Annotated in this window: 23 protein-coding genes, 1 tRNA gene and 3 pseudogenes; 17 read left to right on the top strand and 10 right to left on the bottom strand. The window is 64.6% G+C overall.

Annotated elements, in window-relative coordinates; all coding sequences use genetic code 11:
• The first annotated feature begins 5 nt into the window (after positions 1-5).
• Positions 6-1,322: a 3-phosphoshikimate 1-carboxyvinyltransferase gene (gene aroA / locus FHY09_RS07365; protein ID WP_166925702.1), complete on the top strand. Its 1,317-nt coding sequence runs from the start codon at positions 6-8 to the stop codon at positions 1,320-1,322.
• Between the two features lie 65 nt (positions 1,323-1,387).
• On the opposite strand, the gene FHY09_RS07360 is transcribed toward aroA, so the two are convergent.
• Together FHY09_RS07360 and FHY09_RS07355 are read right to left on the bottom strand one after the other, a co-directional pair.
• The gene (locus FHY09_RS07360) at positions 1,388-1,957 is read right to left on the bottom strand and encodes an energy transducer TonB (RefSeq protein ID WP_166925700.1); all 570 of its coding nucleotides are present in this window, start codon (positions 1,955-1,957) and stop codon (positions 1,388-1,390) included.
• A gap of 159 nt (positions 1,958-2,116) precedes the next feature.
• Positions 2,117-2,761: an energy transducer TonB gene (locus FHY09_RS07355; protein ID WP_166925698.1), complete on the bottom strand. Its 645-nt coding sequence runs from the start codon at positions 2,759-2,761 to the stop codon at positions 2,117-2,119.
• Between the two features lie 118 nt (positions 2,762-2,879).
• Between FHY09_RS07355 and serS the strand changes: the two genes are divergently transcribed.
• A complete protein-coding gene (serS, locus tag FHY09_RS07350; protein ID WP_166925696.1) occupies positions 2,880-4,160 on the top strand; it encodes a serine--tRNA ligase in 1,281 nt (426 codons plus the stop codon).
• Positions 4,161-4,310: 150 nt separating this feature from the next.
• On the opposite strand, the gene FHY09_RS07345 is transcribed toward serS, so the two are convergent.
• The gene (locus FHY09_RS07345) at positions 4,311-4,889 is read right to left on the bottom strand and encodes an NAD(P)H-dependent oxidoreductase (RefSeq protein ID WP_166925694.1); all 579 of its coding nucleotides are present in this window, start codon (positions 4,887-4,889) and stop codon (positions 4,311-4,313) included.
• Positions 4,890-5,009: 120 nt separating this feature from the next.
• On the opposite strand from FHY09_RS07345, the gene FHY09_RS07340 reads away from it, so the two are divergent.
• The 3 genes from FHY09_RS07340 (at position 5,010) to FHY09_RS07330 (ending at position 7,260) form a co-directional block, all read left to right on the top strand.
• Positions 5,010-6,002: a LysR family transcriptional regulator gene (locus FHY09_RS07340; protein ID WP_166925691.1), complete on the top strand. Its 993-nt coding sequence runs from the start codon at positions 5,010-5,012 to the stop codon at positions 6,000-6,002.
• Between the two features lie 101 nt (positions 6,003-6,103).
• Positions 6,104-6,193: transfer RNA gene (locus FHY09_RS07335), tRNA-Ser, on the top strand.
• A 374-nt stretch (positions 6,194-6,567) separates the two neighbouring features.
• The gene (locus FHY09_RS07330; RefSeq protein WP_456362734.1) at positions 6,568-7,260 is read left to right on the top strand and encodes a hypothetical protein; all 693 of its coding nucleotides are present in this window, start codon (positions 6,568-6,570) and stop codon (positions 7,258-7,260) included.
• A 50-nt stretch (positions 7,261-7,310) separates the two neighbouring features.
• Here FHY09_RS07330 and FHY09_RS07325 read toward each other — a convergent pair.
• Positions 7,311-8,036, bottom strand: a pseudogene (locus tag FHY09_RS07325) (IS3 family transposase); the annotation flags it as partial.
• Between FHY09_RS07325 and FHY09_RS16420 the strand changes: the two are divergent.
• Positions 7,984-8,763: pseudogene (locus tag FHY09_RS16420) on the top strand (hypothetical protein); the annotation flags it as partial. The pseudogenes FHY09_RS07325 and FHY09_RS16420 sit on opposite strands and share 53 nt — an antisense overlap.
• A gap of 123 nt (positions 8,764-8,886) precedes the next feature.
• On the opposite strand, the gene FHY09_RS07310 reads toward FHY09_RS16420, so the two are convergent.
• On the bottom strand, positions 8,887-9,075 hold the full coding sequence (locus tag FHY09_RS07310; RefSeq protein WP_166925685.1) for an AlpA family phage regulatory protein: 189 nt from the start codon (positions 9,073-9,075) through the stop codon (positions 8,887-8,889).
• A 1,182-nt stretch (positions 9,076-10,257) separates the two neighbouring features.
• Between FHY09_RS07310 and FHY09_RS07305 the strand changes: the two genes are divergently transcribed.
• The gene (locus FHY09_RS07305) at positions 10,258-10,899 is read left to right on the top strand and encodes a DUF1629 domain-containing protein (protein ID WP_456362733.1); all 642 of its coding nucleotides are present in this window, start codon (positions 10,258-10,260) and stop codon (positions 10,897-10,899) included.
• Positions 10,900-10,931: 32 nt separating this feature from the next.
• The gene (locus FHY09_RS07300) at positions 10,932-13,511 is read left to right on the top strand and encodes an XVIPCD domain-containing protein (protein ID WP_166925681.1); all 2,580 of its coding nucleotides are present in this window, start codon (positions 10,932-10,934) and stop codon (positions 13,509-13,511) included.
• Positions 13,512-13,778: 267 nt separating this feature from the next.
• Here the strand turns inward: FHY09_RS07300 and arsB are convergent, their stop codons facing one another.
• Together arsB and FHY09_RS07290 are read right to left on the bottom strand one after the other, a co-directional pair.
• Positions 13,779-14,849 (bottom strand): ACR3 family arsenite efflux transporter, encoded by a 1,071-nt coding sequence (arsB, locus tag FHY09_RS07295; protein WP_166925679.1) that lies wholly within the window; start codon positions 14,847-14,849, stop codon positions 13,779-13,781.
• An 18-nt stretch (positions 14,850-14,867) separates the two neighbouring features.
• Positions 14,868-15,182 carry a metalloregulator ArsR/SmtB family transcription factor gene (locus tag FHY09_RS07290; RefSeq protein ID WP_166926554.1) on the bottom strand — a complete coding sequence of 105 codons (315 nt, stop codon included), beginning with the start codon at positions 15,180-15,182 and terminating at the stop codon, positions 14,868-14,870.
• A 470-nt stretch (positions 15,183-15,652) separates the two neighbouring features.
• Between FHY09_RS07290 and FHY09_RS07285 the strand changes: the two genes are divergently transcribed.
• The 3 genes and pseudogenes from FHY09_RS07285 (at position 15,653) to arsC (ending at position 17,199) form a co-directional block, all read left to right on the top strand.
• Positions 15,653-16,387, top strand: a complete 735-nt coding sequence (locus FHY09_RS07285; RefSeq protein WP_456362732.1) for a hypothetical protein — start codon at positions 15,653-15,655, stop codon at positions 16,385-16,387.
• Positions 16,388-16,471: 84 nt separating this feature from the next.
• Positions 16,472-16,783, top strand: a pseudogene (locus FHY09_RS07280) (arsenical resistance protein ArsH); the annotation flags it as partial.
• On the top strand, positions 16,780-17,199 hold the full coding sequence (gene arsC, locus FHY09_RS07275; protein WP_166925677.1) for an arsenate reductase (glutaredoxin): 420 nt from the start codon (positions 16,780-16,782) through the stop codon (positions 17,197-17,199). The pseudogene FHY09_RS07280 and the gene arsC, both read left to right, overlap by 4 nt.
• A gap of 55 nt (positions 17,200-17,254) precedes the next feature.
• Here arsC and FHY09_RS07270 read toward each other — a convergent pair whose 3' ends face one another.
• Both FHY09_RS07270 and FHY09_RS07265 read right to left on the bottom strand, forming a co-directional pair.
• Complete coding sequence (locus tag FHY09_RS07270; RefSeq protein WP_166925675.1) at positions 17,255-18,073, bottom strand: hypothetical protein; 819 nt, start codon at positions 18,071-18,073, stop codon at positions 17,255-17,257.
• Positions 18,074-18,141: 68 nt separating this feature from the next.
• Positions 18,142-18,498, bottom strand: a complete 357-nt coding sequence (locus tag FHY09_RS07265) for a DUF1428 domain-containing protein (RefSeq protein ID WP_166925673.1) — start codon at positions 18,496-18,498, stop codon at positions 18,142-18,144.
• A gap of 314 nt (positions 18,499-18,812) precedes the next feature.
• Between FHY09_RS07265 and FHY09_RS07260 the strand changes: the two genes are divergently transcribed.
• From FHY09_RS07260 to FHY09_RS07250, 3 genes are all read left to right on the top strand, one after another.
• Positions 18,813-19,829: a histidine kinase gene (locus tag FHY09_RS07260; RefSeq protein ID WP_166925671.1), complete on the top strand. Its 1,017-nt coding sequence runs from the start codon at positions 18,813-18,815 to the stop codon at positions 19,827-19,829.
• Positions 19,826-20,530: a LytR/AlgR family response regulator transcription factor gene (locus tag FHY09_RS07255; protein WP_166925669.1), complete on the top strand. Its 705-nt coding sequence runs from the start codon at positions 19,826-19,828 to the stop codon at positions 20,528-20,530. Before FHY09_RS07260 ends, FHY09_RS07255 begins: the two co-directional genes overlap by 4 nt.
• Positions 20,531-20,635: 105 nt before the next feature.
• Entirely contained in the window at positions 20,636-21,976 is a 1,341-nt protein-coding gene (locus tag FHY09_RS07250) for an acyl-CoA thioesterase/bile acid-CoA:amino acid N-acyltransferase family protein (protein ID WP_166925667.1), read from the top strand.
• Positions 21,977-22,073: 97 nt separating this feature from the next.
• Here FHY09_RS07250 and FHY09_RS07245 read toward each other — a convergent pair whose 3' ends face one another.
• On the bottom strand, positions 22,074-22,472 hold the full coding sequence (locus FHY09_RS07245; RefSeq protein WP_166925665.1) for a DUF2628 domain-containing protein: 399 nt from the start codon (positions 22,470-22,472) through the stop codon (positions 22,074-22,076).
• 238 nt (positions 22,473-22,710) lie between these two features.
• On the opposite strand from FHY09_RS07245, the gene FHY09_RS07240 reads away from it, so the two are divergent.
• From FHY09_RS07240 to FHY09_RS07230, 3 genes are all read left to right on the top strand, one after another.
• Positions 22,711-23,313 (top strand): biliverdin-producing heme oxygenase, encoded by a 603-nt coding sequence (locus tag FHY09_RS07240; protein WP_456362731.1) that lies wholly within the window; start codon positions 22,711-22,713, stop codon positions 23,311-23,313.
• Between the two features lie 195 nt (positions 23,314-23,508).
• A complete protein-coding gene (locus tag FHY09_RS07235) occupies positions 23,509-24,717 on the top strand; it encodes an OmpA family protein (protein WP_166925661.1) in 1,209 nt (402 codons plus the stop codon).
• A gap of 34 nt (positions 24,718-24,751) precedes the next feature.
• Entirely contained in the window at positions 24,752-25,141 is a 390-nt protein-coding gene (locus FHY09_RS07230; protein ID WP_166925660.1) for a DUF6180 family protein, read from the top strand.
• Positions 25,142-25,167 lie beyond the last annotated feature (26 nt).

The following is a 25,167-nucleotide window of genomic DNA, read 5'->3' as shown; positions in this document are numbered from 1 at the left end:
CACGCATGAGCACGACGCAGTACTGGATCGCCCGCAAGGGCCGGGCCTTGACGGGCACATTGGCCATTCCCGGGGACAAATCGGTTTCCCATCGTGCGGTGATGTTCGCCGCGCTCGCCGATGGCACCTCCACCATCGAAGGGTTCCTGGAAGGCGAAGACACGCGCGCCACCGCGCGGATCTTCAGCCAGCTCGGGGCGCGGATTGAAACACCTTCGCCATCGAGGCGGGTGGTGCATGGCGTGGGCATCGATGGCCTGCAGGCACCGGCCGCAGCACTGGACTGCGGCAACGCCGGCACGGGCATGCGACTCATCGCCGGCGTCCTGGCCGGGCAGGCGTTCGACAGCGTGATGATCGGTGACGCATCGCTGTCCCGGCGGCCCATGCGGCGCGTGACCGGACCGCTGGCGCAGATGGGCGCACGCATCGAGACCGAGGCCGATGGCACGCCGCCGCTGCGCGTGCACGGCGGCCAGGCGCTGCAGGGAATCGCGTACGAATCGCCCGTGGCGAGCGCGCAGGTGAAATCCGCGGTGCTGCTGGCCGGCCTCTACGCAAAGGGCGAGACGTCGGTCGTGGAGCCGCATCCCACGCGTGACTACACCGAGCGCATGCTGGCGGCCTTCGGGGTGGCCATCGACTACGCTCCCGGCAAGGCGAGGCTGCAGGGCGGACAGCGCCTGCGTGCGACCGATATCGTGGTGCCTGCGGACTTCTCGTCGGCCGCCTTCTTCCTGGTGGCCGCCAGCATCATCCCCGGCTCCGCGCTGCGGCTGAAGCAGGTCGGCCTGAACCCGCGTCGCACCGGGCTGCTGCACGCGCTGCGCCTGATGGGGGCCGACATCCGCGAAGAAAACCTGGCCGAGCAGGGTGGCGAACCCGTGGCGGATCTGGTGGTCCGCCATGCCCCGCTGAAGGGCACCACGATCCCTGAGGCCCTGGTGCCGGACATGATCGATGAGTTCCCGGCGCTGTTCGTGGCCGCCGCGGCCGCCGAGGGTACAACCGTGGTGACCGGCGCGGCCGAGCTGCGTGTCAAGGAGTCCGACCGACTGGCCGCGATGGCCACTGGCCTGCGTGCGCTCGGCGTACAGGTGGACGAGACCGGCGATGGCGCCACGATCCATGGAGGCGCCGTGCTGGGCAGCGGCACCATCGACAGCCACGGCGACCACCGCATCGCCATGGCCTTCGCCATCGCAGCTCAACTTTCCACTGGGGAGGTCCGGATCGAGGATGTCGCCAACGTGGCAACGTCGTTCCCGGGGTTCGATACCCTGGCCCAAGGCGCAGGGTTCACGCTGGACGTCCACGCCTGACCGGCGCTGCCTGGCCAGTGCCCATCAAGCGGGCGCCGGACGACCCGGCGCCCGCTTGCGCATCGTCAACGTTCGGTACGGAAATCCACCGGGACATTGACCACGCTGGCAATCGCGCGTCCATCGCGGATGGCCGGTTCGAACTTCCAACCGCGCACGGTCGTCAGCACCGCACGATCCAGATCGCGGTCGCGCTGGCCGTTGCGGGAGACGATGCTCGCATCGGTGACCTCGCCGTTGGGAGCCACCTGAAGGCGCGCCGTCACGCTGCCCTGCACACCGTTGCGCAGTGCGCTCACCGGATAGCTCGGCTGCGCATTGCTGGCCAGCGGACGGGCCTCGCGGTTGCGGATCGCCGGGGCGGCCTTGCGCTGCGACGTGGCCGGGGCAGCGCGCTCGACCGGTGCGGCGGGCCTGTTGGCCACGGGCGTGGTGGTCTCCGGCAGCATGCGCTGGCCCACGGGCGCAGGCGCTACGGTGTCGTTGGTCATTCGAAGCCAGGCCAGGGCGCCGGCAAACATCGCAAGGATCAGGGCAAACCAGAGCCAGGGGGACGTGCGGCGATGGCTGCGGCCGGGTTCAAGATCGTCCCGGGGGACGGTATTCGTAGCATGGGGAGCGTGCGTTGCATTCATGTGGCAACCTCCAACATGTCGTTTCCGACGACATCCCGAGTGTTGCCCGAGCCCCCTCAACCGGATGTCATTTCTGCGTCAACGGCGTGCGCGCGGTTCAGCCCCCGTAGGGCCGGGTCTTGCGCTGCACGCTGTTGAGAGCGCCGCCAGCCCGCCTGTTCAGTTGGGCAGATTGAACTCGAACGGTACCTCGATACTGCCCGGGATCGGCTGTCCATTGGCCATGGCCGGGGTGAAGCGCCAACGTCGCACAGCCACGGTCGCGGCACGGTCCAGATCGCGCGAGCCACTGCGCTGGATCAGGGTGACCGCGCTCGGCTGGCCTGCCGTATCCACGTCCACCCGCAGCACCACCGTGCCGGATTCGCCGCGGCGCAGCGCCGCAGGCGGGTAGGCCGGCGCCGGCGACTGGGCGGCAATCGGGGTGGGACGATCGCTTGACACGATGCCACCGCCCTGCGAAGCATCGCCCGCGGGCACGGCGGTGGTCGGTGCAGGCGGCGCAGGCGCCGTCTCGACAAGTTGTGGAATCTCTTCGGCCGCCGCCGGGGCAGGGCGCGCGTCAGGCATGTCGCTCGAACCGGCCGCGGCGGCCCGGGGTTCGGGCAGCGGCTCCACCTCGGCGACCTGCTGCGGTGTCTGTGTGGCCGGGTCTGCCTTGTAGAACCCCTTGTCGCGGCTGGAGAACCAGACGACGGCAAACAGCACCAGGCCTGCCACGAAGGCGGCGCCGGCGATCTTCAGGCTGTTGCGGGGGATCTGCAGGGTGAATGACGAACCGGACGTGGGGCGGTGAGCGGGCATGGGCAGACCAGGTGGCACGTGAAAAGTCCGCCCGATTCTGGCACAGGCGCAATGAACCGGCGGCAGAAAAACGCATTACAGGCGATAATCCCGGTTCGGTCCAAACAAGATGCCTGCCATGCTCGATCCAGCCCTGCTCCGCCACCAGCCTGCCGATCTCGCCGAACGCCTGCGCAGCAGTCGCGGCTTCGAGCTGGACGTGTCCGCGCTGGAGGCGCTGGAAGCAGACCGCAAGCGGATCCAGGTGCGCACGCAGGAGCTGCAGAGCCTGCGCAACAGCCGCTCCAAGGCGATCGGCCAGGCCAAGGCCAAGGGTGAAGACGTTTCGGCGATCATGGCCGAAGTCGCTGCCTTCGCCGACGAGCTGAAGGCCTCGGAAATCGCGCTGGACGCACTGCGCGAGAAGATCGAAGCCATCGCGCTGGACATCCCCAACCTGCCGGCGGCCGATGTGCCACACGGCGCCGACGAGAACGACAACGTCGAGCAGTCGCGCTGGGGCACGCCGCGCACGTTCGATTTCAAGGTCCTCGACCACGTGGAACTCGGCACCCGCAACGGCTGGCTGGACGCTGAAACCGCGGCCAAGCTGTCCGGATCGCGCTTCACCGTGCTGCGTGGCCCGATCGCACGCCTGCACCGGGCCCTGGCGCAGTTCATGGTGGACCTGCACACCGGCGAGCACGGCTATGAGGAAACCAATGTCCCGTTGCTGGTGAACGCCGCTTCGCTGCATGGCACCGGCCAGCTGCCCAAGTTCGAGGACGACCTGTTCCAGACCGCGGTGGGTGATTCCACCCGCTATCTGATTCCCACCTCCGAAGTGCCGCTGACCAACATCGTGCGCGATGAGATCGTCGACGCCGAGCAGCTGCCGCTGCGGATGACGGCGCACTCGATGTGCTTCCGCGCCGAGGCCGGCAGCGGGGGCCGCGACGTGCGTGGCATGATCCGCCAGCACCAGTTCGAGAAAGTGGAACTGGTGTCGGTCTGCCGCCCTGAGGACAGCGAGGCCGAGCACCAGCGCATGACGCGCTGCGCCGAGGTCGTCCTGGAAAAGCTGGGCCTGCCGTACCGCAAGGTGCTGCTGTGCACCGGCGACATGGGGTTCTCGGCAGTGAAGACCTACGACCTGGAAGTGTGGCTGCCTTCACAGGAGACCTACCGCGAGATTTCTTCGTGCTCCAACACCGGTGATTTCCAGGCCCGCCGCATGCAGGCGCGCTGGCGCAATCCGGAATCCGGCAAGCCGGAGCTGGTGCACACGCTCAATGGCTCCGGCACCGCCGTCGGCCGGGCGATGATCGCGGTGATGGAGAACTACCAGAACGCCGACGGCTCGATCACCGTGCCGGACGTGCTGCGCCCCTACATGGGTGGACTGGACACCATCGGTTGAGCGATGCGGTGGTGCCGGGCGCTTTCCGCCCGCACGTTGAAGACAGAAACGGCCCCGCCGAAGCGGGGCCGCAGGGGTGGGCCGGAAGGGGGGAGGGGAGCTTCCAGCCCCAGGCGGTGCGCCCGACGAGGACAGCGACCGCCTGTGAACTCAGGCCTCGGCGAGCTCGGCGTCCGGCAGATTGGCCAGGGCCGCGGCGAGGGCATCCTCACGATGCTGGGGCGAGTAAGCGACGCCTTCGGCGCGCACGAACGTGACGTCGTCGATGCCGAGGAAGGCGAAGATCTGGCGCAGCAGCGGTTCCTGGAAATCGCCGGCCGGATCGGCGTAGATGCCGCCGCGGGCGCTGGCCACGATCACACGCTTGCCGCCGGACAGGCCAACCGCCCCGTTTTCCGTGTACTTGAACGTGCGCCCGGCGACCGCCACGCGATCGATCCAGGCCTTCAGGGTGGACGGAATGGTGAAGTTGTACATCGGCGCACCGATCACCAGCACGTCGGCGGCGAGAAACTCTTCCAGCACCTCTGCCGCCAGCGCCGCTTCGGCGGGATCGCTCTGCGCCAGTGAACCGCTGCGCAGGTGCGGAATGGGGTCCTTGTCGAGGTCGCGATAGGTGACCTGGAGCGCGCTGCCCTGCGCGGCGAACTGCGCGACAACCGCCGCGGTGAGGGTGCGGGACACCGAGTTGTCGCCGAGTGCGCTGGAATCGATATGAAGGAGCTTCATGGCCATACCTTGATGATCTGGGAGGGGCGGTGTGCCGCCGACCCGATCAAGATAGGTTGTTGCCAAGGTGGGATAAAGGTGGTTGAATGCCACGTATTGTTCTAGATATGGAATTGCGACATGCAAGACCTCAACGACCTCTATTACTTCGCCATGGTGGTCGACCATGGCGGTTTCGCTGCGGCCGAGCGCGCGCTGGGCATTCCGAAGTCGCGTCTCAGCCGCCGCATCAGCCAGCTTGAAACGGACCTCGGCGTGCGCCTTCTGCAGCGCTCCACGCGGCGCTTCGCCGTCACCGACGTGGGCAACAGCGTGCATCGCCATGCGCAGACCATGCTCGCTGAAGCGCAGGCCGCGCGCGAAGTGGTTGATCGCCTGAGCGCCGAGCCCCGCGGCCTGGTGCGCGCCAGCGTGCCCGTGTCGCTGGCACAGATGCAGCTGCCCAAGCTGCTCCCGAAGTTCCTGGAGCAGTACCCCAAGGTGCGCTTGCAGTTGAACATCAGCAACCGCCGCGTGGACATCATCAATGAAGGCTACGACGTGGCGCTGCGCGTGCGCTCGCGGTTGGACGACGACGGCAGCCTGGTCATGCGCAGCTTCGGCCAGGTGCAGGAGTTGCTGGTGGCCAGCCCGAAATACCTGGACCGGGCCGGTCGCCCGAAGGATCCTGAGGAGCTGGCGAACCATGTCACGCTGAGCATCAGCGAAGACGAGGCACGGCAGCGCTGGGAACTGCACGGACCGGAAGGCGCGGTGCGCCGCGTGGACCTGCAGCCGCGCGTGGCCGGCTTTGATTTCCCGCTGCTCCAGAGCATGGTCAAGGACGGTTTCGGCATCACGATGCTGCCGGAAACCGTATGCGCCGAGGCCGTCCGCAATGGTGAACTGGAGGTGGTGCTGCCCGACTGGTCACTGCCGCAGGGCATCTGCCACGCGGTGTTCGCCTCGCGCCGTGGCCTGCTGCCGGCCGTGCGGGTGTTCATTGATTTCCTTGCCGAACACCTGCCGCCGGAGCTTGAAGCCTCGCGCCTGCATTGCGGCGGGGCGTGCGAACGGGCCAAGGAGAAGATCAAGGCGACCGCACTGGGCGCGATGGCGGTGGATGCGGGCTGAGGGTCCAGTTGACGGCGCGGGCCGGGCGTGCCCATGGGCAAACGGCCCCGCTCCATGCGAGAATACGCCTCCCCGGTCAGCCGCCGGGCGCGCTGCACATCGGAGAGATGGCCGAGCGGTTTAAGGCACCGGTCTTGAAAACCGGCGAAGGGTCAAACCTTCCGTGGGTTCGAATCCCACTCTCTCCGCCAGATCCGCGTAGGTGATTGATTGTGAAATACGTTCAGGATTTTAAGAGCTGCAGGGGCAGGACTTAAATCGGGAAAGATCCCGATGCCAATCCCCCATCATTTCAGCCGGTCCGACCCAGTCATCCCCCACGATCAGCAAGGACCTCTTGGCTCAGACGGAAACTCTTCAAGTCTGCCATCTGTCCAGCCAGGATGAGGCCCGTGCGTTGGGACGAGTGCAGATCACTTCTGAGGGTATCGAGCAGGACATCCCCAGAGCCAAGACAACCGGTTATATGCGCATGCTTACCATGTCGCATCCGCCAGGTGCCTGCCTGGTAAGAGCACAAGAACTGACAGTGAGCTTTTGAATCTCAAGCGCCGGACTGGTTGTCATGGATATATTTCACAAAGCAACCCACATCACCAAAGCTTTCTCGACAGGTGCTTTGCTGTTGGGATTGGCCGCATGTGCGGAGCCGTCGAAGGCTCAACAGGAGAAAGCAGTGCAGGAAGCGACCTCCGCTGACCTTCAGCGCGAGCAGGACCGTGCCGCCGCCATCTCTGACGCAGCGCTGCCACCTGGTTCGTCGCCGATGATGAGCTGGGCCGGTTACCCCGGGTTCAAGGCAGGGCCCGAACTCACATCGAACCAGCTTTTCAAGCAGATCCAAGCAATCGCCCTAGCCTTCCACGCACAAGCTGATTCCGAGCCCGCCAACGTGGAGCGGCTTCTGGGAATCGAGCTGCCTCCTGACGCCGAAGGAGAGCGGAGAGGCGTGAGCGGGAAGACGGGCAATGGCACTTACGGCTGGGCAGTGTGGAAGGGTTCGCCGAACCTCCCTGGGCACCGGGTGGAGCTGACCCTCACTCCGGACGGTTGCCTCGCTTACGACACGCTGAAGAAGCAGATGGAGGCCGACGGCTTTCGGGTGTATGTGCCGACATTTGGCGACGACCAACGGATCACGTTCGACAAGACCGTTGGCCCGTCGCTTGGTCTTTACATCGCCACAACCCCTGACCAACGGGACGCGCCGACCTGCGTGAGGGTCGTGAGCTTCGAGATGGAGCGTAGCGATGCTTGATCCTCGCATCGAGCGCATGCTCCAGGAAACGGAACAGCAATCGTTGGGCTCTACCCCGATATCACGGACGGTTCTAAAAGAGCTGCAATCTTCTGATTCTGCGTAGCGAGCCTTCGCCGCATCCTAGGGCTGGGGCGTGGCTCGATGTAGTCAAACACATCCGCTCTTGCTGCATCCCGTGTGGGGGAGCTCGTTCGATAGAACCGCTCACGCTTGAGCAGGCCAAAAAAGCCTTCGCAGGCCGCGTTGTCACCGCAGTGCCCCGCCGAGCTCATTGAGCAGATCAGGCTGTTGGCGGCCAGATATCCCTGGTAGTCACCGCTGCGGAACTGGTTGCCACGGTCGGAATGCAGGATCACCGCATGACTTCCTTGCCGCTGCCACACCGCCATCTGCGCCGCTCGGATCACCATCTGCCGGTCCTGCCGATCGTGAATTGGCCACCCCGCAACGCGCTGGTCGTAAAGATCCAGCACTATGCACAGATACAGCTTGCCCCGCTCGGTCTTGATCTCGGTGACATCGGTCACTCACTTGGTCTCTGGCTCCAGCGCGACGAAATCACATTCGAGCAGATTGACCACGCCCGGTGGTATCACGGCTGGACGGGCACGCTGTCCGCGACGCTTGCGCTGGGGCCAGCCCTGCAGGCCGTCGGCTGCCATCAAGCGCGCCACCCGGTTCAGGCTGGCAGTCTCGCCCTCCTCAGCCAGGTCTTCGCGCATGCGGCCAGCTCCCAGCGTACCCCGGCTGTCTTCGTGTAGTTCGCGCATCCGTACAATCGGACCGCTAGCCGAATACCAAAACGGCATGCTTGAGCGATTAGATCGGCTGCAGTCGACACGAGACGGCCACCTGGCCTTGAGCGGCGACACGGAGGCGATAGACCGAGTCGCAAAACGTGTCGAACAGCTGCGCGATACCGTTAAGGTCGGGCTGATCAACAACGACTTGAATACCAACACGCCGGTTGGTGAGCTTCCAGCACAGACCAATCGAAGGGTGCGCCAGTTCTTTCGTGATATACCGGCCTACTATTAGAGCCATGCCCAGCAGATCGATGGCCTGCAGGGATTCACTGGAGTGGACCATGGCTGGGGAGCGGTCGTGCACTCTGAGTCTCGAATTGTCACTACGCTCAACCAGATTCAGGCCAGCAATAGCGCGATCGTTCGAGGTGGAAATATCGAGCTTCAGCGCAGCGGATTGTCGCTTGCCATCAACAACGCCCATCACGGTGGGCGTATTGTGATATCCGAGCGAGGGATCGGAGTAATCGAGCAAACCCTGGCAGAAGACGCCGCGCAGAATCTACGTGTGCCCCGCGGGCAGCGCGGCGAAGTCTCCATGCAGCTGTTGATGGGCAAAGCGTTCGACAAAGGTGCCGATCTGCTGGACGACCGCGCCATTTATAACCAGACCGACAACAACGGGGTAGAGTGGCAGTTCAACGGGAGGGATTGGGAACGTCAGGGCCTTTTCGAGCGCGGGGCCGATGGACGAGATCGAGATCGAGCGGGTGCGCTCTCCGCCAGTTGCAGCCAAAAGCCCCTTCAAAACGGGGCTTTTTTGTTGCTTAGGACGTTGCTACCCGCCCAGCTACCCGTCCAGCTGCATAGGCCTGTTCTACGTGATCTGACGCCGAACCCCGCCCTGCACCTCCCATTGTATCCAGAGAGCGCGGCGCCCGATGCGGATCGATCGCGGGAATCTGCTCGCGTTGATCTCACCGTAGATGAAAGTCTTACCCATGCCGGTCATGGCGCGGACGCGATGAAGCGACAGCAGTTCTTCGAATTTCTCAGCGGCTCCCATGTGTCCTCCTGTGGGTCTCGTCAGTGCCCAGCAGCCGCAATGGCATCTGCAGGACGTTGTCGTGGCCGAGCTAGGCGGCGGGCTTTTTGGCGCTCCGCGCCGGGCGGTTGATGCGGCGCCATCCGGCGATCGCGGTTTCGGCATCGGCTCGCTTCGCAGTCGCCTTGCAGCGACATTCAGCGAAGTGGTCACCGCCGGGGGCGGCGCTGCGCGCGTCGTAGATGTGGCGCGCGCGCTGTGCCCGGCGGAGCAAGGGGCAGTCCTTCAGGGTGGCTGACGTGGCGCTGGGTCATTGAGTAACTCCAATAGAGATCACAGGCCAGTGGCTAAGACCAGGATAGCGAGCTGCCCAAACGAGACCTGCGCGTTGGGATGGATATTCGTGGATACGGCCGAAGGGCAGTTGCGCGGAGCGACGAAGTACTCGATTACGTCAAAGATGTTGGTGTGTTGCGTGGGACGCGTCACAGGGGCATTTCGACCAGTAACGGGAGCGGAGTGGCGACACACATTGCTCAGCAGCATTTGACGCTTCGACGCAATGCTGTGTGTGGATGATCTTCTGTTGACGCTGGAGATCGCGCTGCTCGCACAAGGCCTCTTGACAACGCGCCGTAGTCTCGGCGAGGTTGGCTGAAAATTCCAATGAGGCGGCGCCGAAGCAGAGGGAGTTTGGTGATTGGGTGGTCTGGACGTCGGTTGAAAGCGATGGAGAATCGGGCTGCCGAACTGCGCTATGGGCCAAGAATGAAAGTCGAAGGATTCTCCAGCCGGCCTATCTAAAGGGATTCCGCCTTTCGCAGGCTAAACAGGCGACTGATTTCCCAGCACTGCATCATCAAGCGCCGTTTCTCCAGCATAGTGCCCCGCTTGTCGACTGCCTTTGCTTTGTCGCGAATTTGATGAGCCAACGCAGCCTCCGACAGGTCATCTGTGTAGTCCGTTGTCTCACTGCCCCAGTCTTTGAACGGCGATCGGAATCCATGCACCGTGATGTGGCCAAACCCAGGGATGCGGCGAAGGGTCGCCAGCGAGGATCAGGAGGTTGCAGCTCTTTTAGAACCGCCCGCGATATCAGGGGAGAACTGCGTCCATCCAGACGAGAAGCACGCACAGTAATGATAGAGCTACACTCTGTCGCAGTGATCCGAAGGCAATGACCCTATGGATGGAATGCAACGCATGGATACAACGATGACCAATCAGCCCAGGCCGGGTGCCTTCTACATGGTCGTATCGGACATGGAGAGCAACAGGCAGCCCTGCGGCGTGATGTTCGACAATCTCCGTCAGCTGCTGTCGCCACCACGCGTGATTTTGCGTCCAGAAGGAGTCGGCTTTCCTTTAATGCTCGAGCAACCGCAGATGACCTATGATCCCAGCGAAGGCCCCGAGCCTCGCGATCTGGAGCCGGGGTTTGGCGGTTATTGGTTGGTGTCCGAGCGACTCCATGACGCCATGTGCTCGGTTGATCCCAGCGCCTTTGCGTTCACCGAGGTGGATTACCGCTTGGCCGATGGCATCAGGGGGCCACGCCACTTCCTGTGCGACGTGGTTCGAGAGCTGGATGCCTTGGACGAAGAGTCATCGCGGCTGAGGGTCAAGGTCGATGACGAGTATGTGCGTGGGAAGTTCTATTCCCTGGGTGGGGGAGCCAGCCTTGCCTTCCGGCGAGAGGTGTTGGGAGAGTCGCACGTGTTCCGGGTGCCGTTCAACCCGTCCGTGTTCTGCGATCGGAAGTTCAAGGATGCGGTTCATCATGCTGGGATACCTGACGACGCAGAAGTCAGCGGCATCTCGTTCATCGACGCATCGGATATCTGATTCCACCAGGCGACAAGGAAGGATCCTGGACCATGCCCGGCAAGCCGCTCTTTCAATCGCATCACGCCATCGAGCAGCAGGCGTTTACGCGTGACCCTCTATTGCAAGCGCTGGTGGACTCCGGCCGGCTCAGTAAGGACGCGGCCACCAACCTGATCAATTTGCCTAATGACAAGGCACTTGCTCAGGCCATTGGGGTTACGCCACATACGGGCCGCCCCATCAGAGAATATGGCCTCGGTTTGAAAGATGCCTTGGAAGACTTGGCTGCCACGAAAGATGGCCAAGCGGCGTTGAGGGCGGATCCGGACGCGTTAGATCGAGTGGCCCTCAAGGTTCAGCGATTGAGCGACACCGCGCAGGTGGCGCTCATCAATGGCGACCTGCGCACGAACATTGCGCTGGGGCAGACGATGGACCAAACACGGGCTGTCACCCAGGCATTCTTCGGTGACCCGAACGGCTACGCCATCCAAAACGCGACGCAGTTGAACGCATACGGCCAGGCCAGCGCCAATGCGCGCCAGTGGAGCGGGGTGACACACAACGAAGGCCGCATCGTTTCCACGTTGCAGCATTTCCATAGCTCCGGACAGCCACTGCTTGGCGGCGGCAACCTGGATCTTCAGCGCCAGGGCCTGTCCCAGGCCATTTCCAGCGCTTATCACGACGGCCGCTTGACCATGTCGACGGGCGGCGTTGCTGTGGTCGAGAATACCTTGGGTGAAGAAGTCGCACGCAACCTTCGTGTGCCCCGCGGGCAGCGCGGCGAAGTCTCCATGCAGCTGTTGATGGGCGAGGCGTCCGCCCGCGGCCTGACCCGTGCCGGGGGACTCCTGACCACAGGTGCCGACGCTGTGACGACCGCACGCACGGCGGCTGCGCTGATGGAGCAGGGCAACACCACGGCTGCCCAGTCGGAGGTTCAGCACGCCATTGCTCGCAATGCAGGCGGCTGGGCCGGCGGTGCATCCACGGCCGCAGTACTGGGCGGAACCGGCGTCGTGCCTGCGGCGTTGGTGGTGGGCGATGCGCTGTTGATGAGCAAAGCGTTCGACAAAGGTGCCGATCTGCTGGACAACCGCGCCATTTATAACCAGACCGACAAGTACGGGGTGGAGTGGCAGTTCAACGGGCGGGATTGGGAGCGCCAGGGCCTTTTCGAGCGCGGGGCCGATGGACGAGACACTCCCAGTCAGGCTCCGGTGGGAGCCAGCTACGTCAAGTCCCAAGAGTTGAACGCCATGGCGAATGCCAAGGGCGCCGAGTTGGCACTGGGCAAAGCGCCACCACCGCAGGATCCGTTCAATCTCCCGGCCAAGCCTGGCGATCAGACTGGACTGGACAATCAGAACTGGCAGCGCAATCCGGCCAACGAGTCCTGGGAGCGCCAAGTTAAGACTGGCGTGGCGGGTGCTAACGGCAATGGCGTCTACGAGCTGCAGACCGCTACCCCGGTGCAGGCGCAGCGTTTGAACCAGGAATCCCTGGCTCGGATCGAGAACAACATCGCGACCGGTCGCGAGGCCGTCGCCCAGGCATACCTGGAGAACCATGCCGCGCAGCGGGGCGAGGACTACGGCGTGGGCGTGCCAGCCGCGGTGGAGAGCGCCCGGGCGAAGCAGGACCAAGTGCACGGCCACGACGGCCACCTCTACCAGCGCACTGCTGATGGGCAGTGGGCGGGCAAGAACGGGGTGGCCACCGGCAACCTGGCCGTGGAGCTGGAGCTCACCAACCAGATGCGCCAGCCCTCGTTGGAGCGCGCCCAGGAGAAACTGACGGTCATCCAGTCCCGCCCAGCGCCCACGGCCGTACAGCTCGAGAAAAACGAGGTCTTGCATCGCTACCGCAGCGCTGGCGTGGATCTGAACGCCCAGCCCGACAATTTGCCGGCCGTGGAGCTGGCGACCCAGCGGACGCGGGAGGCCAATGGCATCTCCGGGTCCACGATGCAGCAGCTCAAGCCCAACGAGCAGGGGCAATACGGCTACGACAGTCCCGTCGCTCACCTGCAGACAGGTCCTGACGGAGTCGCCCGCGAGTTCGCGGTGACTAGCCCGGAAGAGATTCGCCAGGCCAAGGCCGAGCTTGGCCAGCCCGCTCTGGCCCACGTGCCGACACTGGGCGCAGTCTCGGTGACAGCGCCTGGCCGCAGCAAGAAACAGGATCCTGAACCGTCGCAGGAGAAGGCTGCTGCTGATCCGTTGCTGGCCGACAACCCCGCTCATCCTGACCATTCGACCTACCAGCGGATCCATTCCTGGGTGCGTGGCACGGGCAACTGGAACGACGAAGAGAGCAAGAACGTCACCGCGTCGCTCTACAAGCAGCAGGCCGAAGACCCGTTACTGAAGCGGGTCGACAAAGTCACAGGCGGGCTGGGTAAGGACGGTGCCGAGAACGTGTTCGCTGTCTACGCTCCGTTTGGTGAGAAAGGTCCGTTCTTTCATGCTCTGGTAGATGGGCGAGAAGCGTCTCAGCAGCCGGCGCAGCAGAATATGCAGCAAGCCGAAGCCATCAGGCAAGATCAGTTGCGTCAGCAGGCGCTGGAGCAGACCGGACAGCAGACGACACAGCAGGACCACGCAGGGCCAGTTCTGGATATGTGAAGTACGAGCCGATCAGAATTGCACTGTGTTCAGTCGCAAATCGGCACTGGTCCTTGAGATCGTCCAAGCTTGCCGAGCCGACGCACAGCGGCTGGATTGCTGGGCATGGACAAGAACTACCGTCCAGCGGATCTCCAGTTCCATCACCAGCGGCCACATCAGGCGCTGAAGATGATGGCCCCGGACGCGGCCTAGGCCGCTGCATTATCCGCATGACCTGAGCAGAAACCGGTGGGTCATTACACGCTCTCCCTGCGCAAGCCTCAGTCACCGCTCCGACTCTGTCGCACGCTCATCCGTCGGAAAAAAGCGCTTGCCCAGCCGCAGGGCAACGTGCACCAGCAGGATCAGGACGGGCACTTCCACCAGGGGACCAATGACGGCAGCGAACGCAACCGGCGATGCCAGGCCGAAGGCTGCGATGGCCACGGCAATGGCGAGTTCGAAGTTGTTGCCGGCCGCAGTAAAGGCGATCGCGGTCGTCCGCGGATAGTCTTTGGCAATGAGCCGGCCCATCCAGAAGCTCAACAGAAACTGGAGGATGAAGTACAGCGTCAGCGGGATGGCAATGCGGACAGCATCCAGCGGGATGCGCAGCACGTCGCCGCCCTTGAGGCTGAACATCGCCACGATGGTGAGCAGCAGCGCAGCGAGGGTGATCGGGCTGATCGCAGGCAGGAACGTCTCCTCATACCAGCGCACGCCCCTGCGTCTTGTCAGCCAGCGACGGGTCAGGAAGCCGCCCAGGAACGGGATGCCCAGATACACCAGCACGGCTTCGGCGATGGCCCAGACGCTTACATCGATGACGCTCGCCTGCAGACCAAACACCGGCGGCAGCCACGATAGAAAAAACCAGGCATAGGCGCCGAACAGCAGAATCTGGAAGATCGAATTGAAGGCCACCAACCCGGCCACGTACTGGCTATCGCCACGCGCCAGCTGGTTCCAGACCAGCACCATGGCGATGCAGCGGGCCAGGCCGATCAGGATCAGGCCGGTCATGTAGTCGGGATGGTCGCGCAGGAGAAGCACGGCAAGCCCGAACATCAGGAAGGGGCCAACGACCCAGTTCTGCAGCAATGACAGTGCCAGGACACGCTTGTCGTCGAAGACGCGCGGCAACGCCTCGTACTTCACCTTGGCCAAGGGCGGGTACAGCATCAGGATCAGGCCGATCGCGATCGGCACGTTTGTAGAACCGACGGAAAGGCTGTTGAGCGCGTCCGGCCACCCGTCAAAGGTGGCCCCCAGCCCAATACCCAAGGCCATTGCCGCGAAGATCCAAAGGGTGAGATGCCGGTCGAGGAAGGACAAGCGTGCAGGCAGCGTGCTCATGAAGCTCCAGAGAAAGCGTCAGCAGGTCGACGGGCGATCACAGGCCCGATCATCGGCGCAGCAGTTTTCGGTGAGGTAGCCCACCAGTGCCGTCATCGTTTCGAATTCGGCCCGATAGCAGATCGTGCGGCCGCGGTGCTCCGCGCTGATCAAGCCCGCCGCAAGGAGCTCCTTGAGATGGAAGGACAGGGTGGCACCGGGTAGCGAGAGGGCCTGGGCAATGTCGCCGGCCAGCCTGCCGCCCCTACCGGCCTGCACCAGCAAGCGGAAGATCGACAGACGGGTAGGGTGCCCCAGGGCGGCAAGCGCATGGGTTGCGTTCTTATGTTCCATGATTCTAGAATAATCGAATAGACGACGCGGAACAATCTCATGCAGCACCTCCGCAACGTGGTAGCGGATGCCCTGGACACCCCCTCGGTCGCCCAGCTCAACGGCGCCAGGTGACCATTCCCAACCAGTCGTCGGTGCCCAAGGCGTGGTCGGCGGCAGCCTGTCGGCCGGCGTGCTGCGCAACGCGGTGCAGACCGGCACCACGCAGACGTTGGGCACCGACGTGCTCAACGGCCCGTTTCGGACCAACGGCGGCAACCGGACCGTCACGCTCAGCTTCGTGCGTAAGGAAACCCATGGAGAAGAGGATCGTGAGGATTTGAGGAGCCAACGCTGCGGCGTATCCTCGAGGCGCTGCGTGGGCGTGACGCATCCTTTGGAGGCTGAACGACTTGACCCGCATCCGACAGTTCCGCTGTTTGGCCTGCTGGGCTTACTGTGCGGATAGACTGAGGCTCCGAACTCTTCGCATGAGCTCGCTTATGGACTTCGGTCGCGACAGACGCCCTCCTTCCTGTCCACTGGTCAAGACATTGGCCGCAGCAGTTTTGACTTCAGGACTGGCGGCGTGCGCTCAACCTTCGGCTTCGCCTCAGTATATGACTGTGCCAAACCTGCCAAGCCAGGCCCCTTTTGAGGCCGAACAGAACACAGCTGCTGTAGCATCTGATAGGGCGGTCGACGCTGCAGCGAACGGCTCACCTCGGATTGTCGATGAAGACGCTTACCCCGAGTTGCAGGCGGGGCCCGCGTTGACCGTCCCCGTGCTGACCAGCGCGCTGGCTCAGTTGGCGCGGGCTCTCCGCTCCCAAACGGACACGGCTCCAGAGGTTGTCGAGCAGGCCATAGGGTTTAAGTTACCTCCGGATGGCAAGGGGCGGCGCTATGGGGTCAAAGGCGCGTTAGGGCAGGGTGGCTACGAGTTGGCGGTCTGGAAGCCTTACTCCAAGCACCCTGGACACTTGATAGAGGTATCGGTTGACCCGCCTGACTCATGCGAACTCACCATGGTCGAGGTGCAGGCCCCATTGGTGTCCGCTGGCTTTCGGACTACCAAGCCAGCTTATGGTGATGACCATCGGATCATGTTCGACAAGCAGGCCGGGCAGAACCTTGGGGTCTACATCGCCGTCAAAACAGACAACCGCGACGATCCTCACTGTGTTTCGAGAGTGACCTTCGAGTTGGAGCCAATCGATGGTTGATCCACGTGTCGAATAGCTGCTCAATGAGGTAGAGAAGCAACCCGGGTTGCCGCCTTCGGCTGCTCGGGACATTCGCGAGGCTGTCGAAACCTCACCATATCTTGCGTCTGCGATGGTCGCCAAGCTCAACGGCGGCAGGTGACCATTCCCAACCAGTCGTCGGTGCCCAAGGCGTGGCAGGAGTTCGATGACCAGGGTCGGATGAAACCCTCCGCCTATTACGATCGCGTGGTGGATGTCATGGAGGAACTCGTCAAGTTCACCCTGCTGGTGCGGGAGCGCAGCGAGTACCTGGTGGACCGTTACAGCGAGCGCAAGGGCGCGGTGGAAGCCGCCGCCCTCGCGGCGGCTGCGGGCGTGGTGGAACACCTTTCAAGCAACGAGGAAAGTACGTGAAAGCGGTCATCTATCACAATTCCAAATGTGGCACGTCACGCAATACGCTCGCGATGATGCGCTTCGCTGGCATCGAGCCGGAAGTGATCGACTACCTGACGCATCCACCCAGCCGCGAGCGGCTCATGGCGTTGATCGCGGCTGCTGGATTAGGCGTACGCGACGCGATCCGGCAGAAGGACACCCCCTACGACGCGCTGGGCCTGGCCGATGCCGCGCTGTCCCCGGACGACTTGCTCGATGCGATGCTCGCTCACCCGGTGCTGATCAACCGTCCCTTCGTGCAGACCCCGATGGGGGTGCGACTGTGCCGGCCCTCCGAACGGGTGCTGGACATCCTTCCGCCGTTGCCAGGCCCGTTCCGGAAGGAGGATGGCGAGTGGGTGGTACAACGCCGTCCAGGCACACCTGGGTGACCTCAGCGCAGGGCCGCGTTCGTTGCACGGTTCATCGATCGGCGCTCATCGCTCGTCAGCGGCTTTCAGCGCTTCTACCGATACCTGGATCTGACTGCCTCTGATCGAGGATGTGCCGTGACAATTCGTTTCCCCGGCGGAGCTCCTGCGGGCTCAGTCCGTCCATCGACTGGTGCAGGATTTTTCCGGCATATCTCTGTGTGCCTGCCTGGAAGAATGCATTTGCATAGGCGTAGGAGAGGACGGGATCTCCGTCGGCAAGATTGCCGTCGCTGTAGATACTGCTGAGCCTCAGGTAGGCTTCGCTCTCTCCGCTACGTCCAGCGGCCTCGAGGAAGCGGACGGTGTTTGATTTGAGTTCGCGGATGAAGTCCGGATCAAGCGCATATCTGGGGTCATCGAAGAGCGCCGCCACATAGCCGGCATAGTGGAGCTGGGCAAGGACGTGTCCCTGCTCGGCTGCGAGCGTTATCGCCTGGTAAATCTCATCGTTGGAAAGCGGCTTTCTTGTCAGTTCGTCGCATAGCGCGTCGTCCGTACTGAGCTTGATATGGTCGATTGAATCTGCATCGCGATCTATCTGGCATTTGAGATTACCGCTGACCAATGCAAACGCCACAGACGCATCGGCTTCTGCCGCGTCGGAGGATGCTGCCGCATCATAGAGCGTCGCGTCACTTCGGCTGCCGGCGCTATCCGCTAAGCGGCGGGCATCGACTCTTTTCACTGCTGAAGCAGCGGGCGCACCACGCGCTGACGCCACGGCCCGTGTATCCGGGTCTACCGGGCTGTCCCCTTGCGTGAGCACCCATGCCGCCCCAGCGAGCACAAGCGCCGACCCTGCGGCCAGCGCCGTCAACGTTCCCCGTTCCATCTGGACGTCCCCCCGTGCTCCACCGCCATTGAAGCGAACGCCAGGGTGGGGCGTCAAGGCGGCTTTCCTCAGGGGAGCTCTACGACAGGAACGAACCCCCCGAAAATCATCCGTTTGCCGTCGAAGGGCATCGGATTGTTCGCCGGGTCCATCCGGGGATCGTCCATCATCTTCTGCACGCCTGCATCGCGGGTGGCTTTGTCGGGCCATTCGATCCAGGAAAAGACGACCGTCTCATCGTCCGTGGCTTTCACCGCGCCCTGGAAATCTGTCAACGTGCCGCGAGGCACGTCCTCGCCCCAACACTCCACCACCCGCGTCGCGCCAAGTTCGAGCACCAGCGCGTCCATGGTGCGCGCATGGTCGATGAAGGCCTGCTTGTTCGCGGTTGGTACGGCAAGCGCGAATCCGTCGATGTAGCTCATTGAATCGCTCCACGTGACCTGCAGGATGCAGGCGTTCCAAAGAGGACGTACCACCCCTTCGCCCGCCAACCACGCTCCAGGGCCCGGGAGGTCATGCCCGCTGTCTACAGGCACGAACCGTCAGGCAGTGTGAAAGCCGGGCATCCAAGCTCTTGCGGGCCCCGGACAGCAGGGCTGCAGAGGAGCTGAGCGGTTAAGCTGGAACCCTTCGCCTCACCTGCTTGTCCATGAATCGGTTCGGCTCCGTCACTGCACCTGAAAAGCAGATTCCGCGACGCGGGTTGCCCGAACGCACGTCGTGGAACGTGATTGTCTTGTGCTGGCTCCTTCTCGCGCTGGCCTACACTCCGGCGGTCGTTCTGACTTCGCCGCCTGCTCAGGCGCGCGGCCTGGCAGCGTTTTTCGAAGCGTTCGTGTTCCTGATCGGCAGCTACCTGCCGTGGGCGCTGGGCACGCCAGCACTGCTGCACCTTTCCAAGTGCTGGATCGTCGATACCGGCAGGCGTGCGCGGCACCTGGTGCTGCTTGCCAGTGGGGGCGTGCTGGCCATTCCGCTGCTGACGGCGCTGGGCTGGCTGGCCGGCCACGCCCTGGTCCGGATGACGGGGGGCGCTGAGTCCGTGCTGTTTGATCTGCGCGCCAACCAGAGCGCACTCGTGGCAACGGCGCTGTTCGCGATTCCGCTCTACCTCGCGGTCATGGGCATCGGCCAGCTGCTCGGGCACGCAGCACTGAGGCGCGGACGAGAACGCGAGCTTGCCGGCTTGAATGAGGAGGCGCTGCGCTCAAGGCTGCAGCAGCATTTTCTGTTCAACGCACTCAATGCCATCGGCGAGCTTGGTTACCGTGACGCCGCGCTGGCTGACCGCGCCCTTGGCCATGTGGCGCGCCTGCTGCGCGCGTTGCTCGAGCGCCCACCCGAGGTGTCGCTGCGCGAGGAAATCGGCACGGCCGCGGAGTTCATGCAGCTCCACCAGGTACTGGCGACAGCGCCTGCGATGCACATCGAGGTCGAACCTGCCGCCTGGCATGCCAGCGTACCGTCGATGGTGCTGCAGCCGCTGCTGGAAAACGCAATCCAGCATGGGGCGCCGAGTGGCCACGGGCGGGGGATCCTGATCAGTGCAGCCGTCAGCGATGCGACGCTTGTGCTTTCGGTGGAAAACAGTGTCCAGGACGAGCGTGCGGGCGGCCTCGGCATTGGCCTGGACAACCTGCGCAGGCGTCTGGCGCTGCTGTACGGTCCGCCAGCCACGCTCACCACGCAGCGTGAGGGCCAGCGGTTCACCGCGACGGTGCGCATGCCCTGGGTCAAGGCCGCCTTGCCATGATCCGCACGCTGATCGTGGACGACATCCCGCTCGCGCGTGCACGCCTCATCCGCCTGCTTGCCAGTGAACCTGGCGTCCTGCTCGTCGGCGAAGCGGCCGACGTCGAGTCCGCACTCGATCGTGCGCGCCGTGGCGATGTGGATCTGGTGCTGCTCGACATCGGTCTGCCCGATGGCAGCGGCCTGGATCTGGTGCGGCATCTCCAGGCCCTGGTGCCGCACGTGGTTTTCGTGACGGCGTACAGCGAGCACGCATTGCGCGCCTGGGAGATCGGCGCCGTCGATTATCTGCTGAAGCCGGTCGATGCCGATCGCCTGCAGCTCGCGTTGCGTCGGGTGCGGGATCGCAGCAGTGGCGTGGTACCCCAGGCATCGCGACTGGCTGTCCCGTCAGGCGATCAGACCGTGTTCCTGTCACCCCATGAGATCGATCATCTGGATGTGGCCGGACATTACGTCTGCATCCACGTGGGTCGGCGCGTTCACCTGCTCCGCGACAGCATCGCAAACGTTGCAGGCCTGCTGGCGCCGCATGGGTTCGTCCGCATCCACCGTTCCTCGGCAGTGAACGTGGCACGCGTCGTGGCGCTCACGGCCGGCCGCAATCAGGACGCGCAGGTGACCCTGCTCGACGGCACGGTGCTGCGCGTCAGCCGGCAGTACCGGGCCCAGCTCGCGGCCGCCTTGCCCCACCTGCCATAGGCCCGTTGCACGGTCCACGCCATCAGGTGCACGGCTGGCGCCAGGGAACGGCCCGCACAGGCCGCATGGGTGCACGCTGCCTGCCCCTCTATGGAGTCCGCCGCCATGCGCCGTCTGGCCGTCTTACCGTTTCTGTTTCTCTGCCTCCACGCCACCGCCGCCCAGCTCCATGTGGCGGCGCCGGACAGCCTTGCCGATGCGCCGCTCGGCGTGCACGTCTCTGGACTGCAGCCCACCGGGGTGGTGGAGCTGAGGCTGTCGATGCAGGACGCAGGGGGCGGTAGCTGGCAGTCGCGCGCCGTCTATCGCGCCGATCTTCAAGGCCGCGTCGACCCCTCCACGAGCGCATCGGAATCCGGCACCTACCTCGGCGTGGACCCTACCGGCCTGCTCTGGTCCATGCAGCCCGAAGGCCCGGCCCGCCCCCTGCCGTTTCCGGTGAAGAAGCAGGACGGGCGGTTGGACTTCATGCCCGCCGAGTTCACGCTGGACGTCGTCCAGGCCGGGCAGGTCGCAGCAACGCGGTCGTTTCGACGCTGGCTGGGCGGCCAGAAGGTGACCACTGCGGCGGTGGAGCACGCCGGGCTGACGGCCCATCTCTATCTGCCCGCCCACGCACGCACGGACGGCCGACGCCATCCCGCCGTCATCACGCTGGGTGGTTCCGAGGGCGGCATCCAGAGTGCGGACATGTACGCGGCGTGGCTGGCCTCGCACGGTTTCGTGGCAATGTCCGTGGCGTACTACCGCATGCCCGGGCTGCCCAAGGACCTGGTGCGGGTGCCCATCGATCCGGTCTTCACCGCCGTGGATTGGCTGCAGGCACAGCGATTCGTCGACCCTTCGGGAATCGGGGTGATGGGCGGCTCGTGGGGCGGCACGGTCGCTATGGCGGCGGCCTCGCACGATCCCCGGCTGCACGCGGTCGTTTCGTTCGTGGGCAGCCCGGCACCGTTCCGGGGCATCCGCCGTGACGTTGCGCCGGCCGACTTCCGTGCGGTCGATGAGCCGGGGCTCACCCTCGCAGGGAAGGACCTTCCCTTCCTGCCGTACCGCGAGGATGCACCCTGGCTCGATGAGGGGGATGCCCAGGCACAGGCGCAGCTCAGCGCGGCCATGCTGCCCATCGAAAAAATCCAGGGGCCGTTGTTGCTGGTGGCGGGGGGCGATGATCAGTTGGGGGCCTCGGGCGAGATGACCGTCGTCGCGCAGCGCTACCTTGCGCGGCACCCACGTACTTACCCCGACCGTTTTCTGTATTTCAGCGATGCCGGCCACCTGATCTCGCCGCTGTGGCAGCCCACCACACGCCGGCATGACCTGGGTCCGCACCTGAAGGTCGGGGGCACACCGCAGGGCTACGCACGGGCGGACCGGGAGAGCGGGACGGCGGTGATCGCGTTCCTGCGGTCCGTGCTGCAGAAAGCGCCTGCGGCTTCGCCATGAGCTGCCACGGCTGAGCCGGACAACAGAAAAGGCCCGGATCGCTCCGGGCCTTCGACGTGCTCGCTGCGTCAGGCAGCTGGGCTGCGCTCTACGGCACTCAGAACAGGCCTTCGAACGGGTTCCAGCTTTCCTTGCCCTTTACCTTTTCCAGGTAATAGCCGTAGTTGGTGCTCATCGCCACCGCAATGCCGAGGGTGGCGAACAATACGCGCATGATCAGCGGCGGCAACAGGAACGAGGCAATGATCAGCACGACGTTGATGCCGATGACCACCAGCGCCTTGCGCCACATGCCCAGGATCAGCAGGTAGATCCAGCCGAAGAACAGCGCGAACAGGTTGATGTTCACCTTCATCTTGCCGGCGAAGGGCAGGGCCTTGAGGGCCTGGCGGTACTCCTTGGTCTTCGGGGCGCCATGGCGGGCGAAGAAATCGAAGCGGTACTGCCACTTCGGGCTCGGAGCGGGGCTCGGGGTAAGGGTGTTCGGGGTTTCCATTTTTACTGCGTGGCTCCATGTAATCGTTTACATGGTAGCGAGAATGATTGTCGTCTGTCACCTACCGTGCGTCCGGAACGCGCGTTGACGCTGTTTCACGTCAGCCCGGTCATCGACGTCCAGCCCGGACGTTTATCATCTCGAATCGCCGGCGCTGCACGGGATGCCGGCCCCGGCTGCATCGCGCCGCTGGCCTTGGACCGACCGCTCCCGCTCTATGGATTCGCAGACCCCTGCCATGAGTTCCGAAACCTGCCTCGACCCGGACCTGTCCGACATGCCGCGCAGCCTGCGTCTGAAGGCTGCTACGCGCGGCAGCCATGATGCGTTGGACAAGCGCATCATGGCCGGCGACATCTTCGGCAGCCGCCTGCGCTTCGCGCGCTTCCTGCGGGTGCAGTACCAGTTCCACAGCGTGGTGGATGCGCTGTACGCCAGCGATGAACTGACGACCGTGCTGCCCGACCTGGACGGCCGGCGCCGTCTGCAGAAGATCGCGCAGGACCTGTCCGACCTGGGGCAGCCCCTGCCACCGGTGCCTGCCATCTCTCCGCTGGTGGGTGCCCCGCTGCCGACGGCACTGGGCTGGCTGTACGTGGCGGAAGGATCCCACCTGGGCGGCGCTGTGCTCTTCAAGATGGCTGCCCGGCTGGGGCTGGACGCGGGCTTCGGCGCGCGCCATCTGGCGGCCCACCCCGACGGCGTCGCCCGTCACTGGCGCCAGTTCACGTCCGCGCTGGATACCCAGGCATTGATGCCGGAACAGGAGCGGCAGGTGATCGAGGCAGCCGACGAAGCGTTCCGCAGCGTGCATCGGTACGTGGAAGACGCGTTTGCGTGACGGCCGCCCGTGGGCGTGCGTGCGGCAGGGCCGCGCGGGCGTGCACGCCGATCTCGATCCGCACCGGAAAGCCTCATGCCCCTGCGCGACAGGACGGCCATGCGCTGCGTCTGCGCGCCGTTGCCGGCTTCACGTGGCATGAAGGGGCGCCGGATAGGATGCTGCCCAGCCCGCAGTCCTGGATGGATCCATCAGATGAGCTCCTTTCCGCGTCCTTGTCCGCTGTACCTTGCCCCCCTGTTTCTCGTCGTGCTCGCCGGGTGCTCGCGCTCGCCGCAGGGGGCGGACACCGCAGCCCCTGAGGAGCGTTCCACAGCGTCCCGCATGGAAGCCCCCGGCGCTGCGGAGGAGACGTCCGCCGATGTGCCCGAGATGCCGGTCATCCCCACCATCGTGGTGCCGGACATCATCGGCGTGACACCGGCCCAACGTGCGCTGGAATCTTCCCTGCAGGCCATCCTCGACCCGATGGCCGGGGTCACCGTGGCGCCGGCCCGCTGCGGCAGCTCGGGCAGCCTGATCAACGCCGGTGGCATCACCCGCGTCGATGAGAACGGACAGCTGTTCCGCAACGGGGACGAGGGCATCTTCATGATCAACCCCGATGGCAGCGGCACCGCCAATTTCGAGGGAGGACTGGTGCGCGTCAACGCCGATGGCAGCGGCACCATCAACGGCCGCGCCGAAGGCGGGGGCGACGATGCGATCATCACCGTGCAGGCCGACGGGTCGGGCACCTACAACGGGCCTGCCGGACTGATCCAGCTGGACGGCAAGGGCGCCGGTACCTGGAACGGCGACAGCGGGCTGATCACCAACAATGGCGATGGCAGCGGCACGTGGAACGGCCCGATGGGGCTGGTGCGCATCAACGCGGATGGCTCCGGCACCTGGAATGGCGAGGCCGGGCTGATCACCAACAACGGCGATGGCACCGGTACGCTCGGGCCTCCCGCACGCGCGGTGAAGATGCCGCCGATGCCGCGACTGCCGCCGGCAGGCAGATTCCCACCGCTGAAAAAGTTCGCACCTCCCGGTGCGCCCTGCGGTTACCTGATCACCTTGAACGACCGTGTGCTGTTTGACTTCGACAAGTCGGACATCCGACCCGACGCGGCCAGCCTGCTCGACACGCTGGCCAGTGCCTTGGCACAGGTGAAAGCCAGCGGCATGGAGGTGCGTGGACACACCGATTCCAAGGGGGCCGACGACTATAACCAGGCGCTCTCCGAGCGGCGCGCCGCATCGGTGGTGGCGGCGCTGCGGCAGCGCGGTGCAGCACAGCAGGCGTCGTCGCGGGGCTATGGCGAAACCGAGCCGGTGGCGCCCAATGCGCTTGATGGCCAAGACAACCCGAGCGGCCGCCAGCAGAACCGCCGTGTTGAAATCTTCGTACGTTCATGACCGCCGGCCCGGTCCCGGCCGCACAGGAGGCTGCATGAAGATACTTGCTCTAACGCTGCTGGTCGCAGGTTCGGCGATGGGCGTGGCGCGCCCTGCGGCCGCCGATGATTTCAGCCTGGGCTACGACGTGGACCGTTTTCCGGCAACCCGGCTGAGCATGAGCGCGTGCCGTGCCGCCGTCGCGCGTGGGGCCGCTGCACTGGGCTATACCACGCGGGTGGACCAGGATCAGAAGACGCTGGCAGTACACGTCTCCGCGCCGCGCAACGCGGGGCGCTCGCTGGTGTCCTACTGCATCACCGCCGGCGACCAGACAATGTTCCTGATCCAGGCGTTCGATTACGCCGGCCCTGGCAACCCGGACGTTGACCGCGTCAAGGCCCGCGTCGGTGCGGAAGTCCGCAAGGCCGCAAGCGCTCGCTGAGCCGGCGGCCGTGCCGCAGGGCCAGA

The organism is Xanthomonas sp. 60 (assembly GCF_011761925.1).
The sequence above is the reverse complement of the archived record's forward strand: the minus strand, read 5'-3'. Positions and strand labels throughout refer to the sequence as shown.

Coding starts and splice junctions, on each gene's coding strand:
- aroA (WP_166925702.1), top strand. CDS start 6: ATGAGCACGACGCAGTACTGGATCGCCCGCAAGGGCCGGGCCTTGACG.
- FHY09_RS07360 (WP_166925700.1), bottom strand. CDS start 1,957: ATGAATGCAACGCACGCTCCCCATGCTACGAATACCGTCCCCCGGGAC.
- FHY09_RS07355 (WP_166925698.1), bottom strand. CDS start 2,761: ATGCCCGCTCACCGCCCCACGTCCGGTTCGTCATTCACCCTGCAGATC.
- serS (WP_166925696.1), top strand. CDS start 2,880: ATGCTCGATCCAGCCCTGCTCCGCCACCAGCCTGCCGATCTCGCCGAA.
- FHY09_RS07345 (WP_166925694.1), bottom strand. CDS start 4,889: ATGAAGCTCCTTCATATCGATTCCAGCGCACTCGGCGACAACTCGGTG.
- FHY09_RS07340 (WP_166925691.1), top strand. CDS start 5,010: ATGCAAGACCTCAACGACCTCTATTACTTCGCCATGGTGGTCGACCAT.
- FHY09_RS07330 (WP_456362734.1), top strand. CDS start 6,568: ATGGATATATTTCACAAAGCAACCCACATCACCAAAGCTTTCTCGACA.
- FHY09_RS07310 (WP_166925685.1), bottom strand. CDS start 9,075: ATGGGAGCCGCTGAGAAATTCGAAGAACTGCTGTCGCTTCATCGCGTC.
- FHY09_RS07305 (WP_456362733.1), top strand. CDS start 10,258: ATGGATACAACGATGACCAATCAGCCCAGGCCGGGTGCCTTCTACATG.
- FHY09_RS07300 (WP_166925681.1), top strand. CDS start 10,932: ATGCCCGGCAAGCCGCTCTTTCAATCGCATCACGCCATCGAGCAGCAG.
- arsB (WP_166925679.1), bottom strand. CDS start 14,849: ATGAGCACGCTGCCTGCACGCTTGTCCTTCCTCGACCGGCATCTCACC.
- FHY09_RS07290 (WP_166926554.1), bottom strand. CDS start 15,182: ATGGAACATAAGAACGCAACCCATGCGCTTGCCGCCCTGGGGCACCCT.
- FHY09_RS07285 (WP_456362732.1), top strand. CDS start 15,653: ATGAGCTCGCTTATGGACTTCGGTCGCGACAGACGCCCTCCTTCCTGT.
- FHY09_RS07270 (WP_166925675.1), bottom strand. CDS start 18,073: ATGGAACGGGGAACGTTGACGGCGCTGGCCGCAGGGTCGGCGCTTGTG.
- FHY09_RS07265 (WP_166925673.1), bottom strand. CDS start 18,498: ATGAGCTACATCGACGGATTCGCGCTTGCCGTACCAACCGCGAACAAG.
- FHY09_RS07255 (WP_166925669.1), top strand. CDS start 19,826: ATGATCCGCACGCTGATCGTGGACGACATCCCGCTCGCGCGTGCACGC.
- FHY09_RS07250 (WP_166925667.1), top strand. CDS start 20,636: ATGCGCCGTCTGGCCGTCTTACCGTTTCTGTTTCTCTGCCTCCACGCC.
- FHY09_RS07245 (WP_166925665.1), bottom strand. CDS start 22,472: ATGGAAACCCCGAACACCCTTACCCCGAGCCCCGCTCCGAGCCCGAAG.
- FHY09_RS07240 (WP_456362731.1), top strand. CDS start 22,711: ATGAGTTCCGAAACCTGCCTCGACCCGGACCTGTCCGACATGCCGCGC.
- FHY09_RS07235 (WP_166925661.1), top strand. CDS start 23,509: ATGAGCTCCTTTCCGCGTCCTTGTCCGCTGTACCTTGCCCCCCTGTTT.
- FHY09_RS07230 (WP_166925660.1), top strand. CDS start 24,752: ATGAAGATACTTGCTCTAACGCTGCTGGTCGCAGGTTCGGCGATGGGC.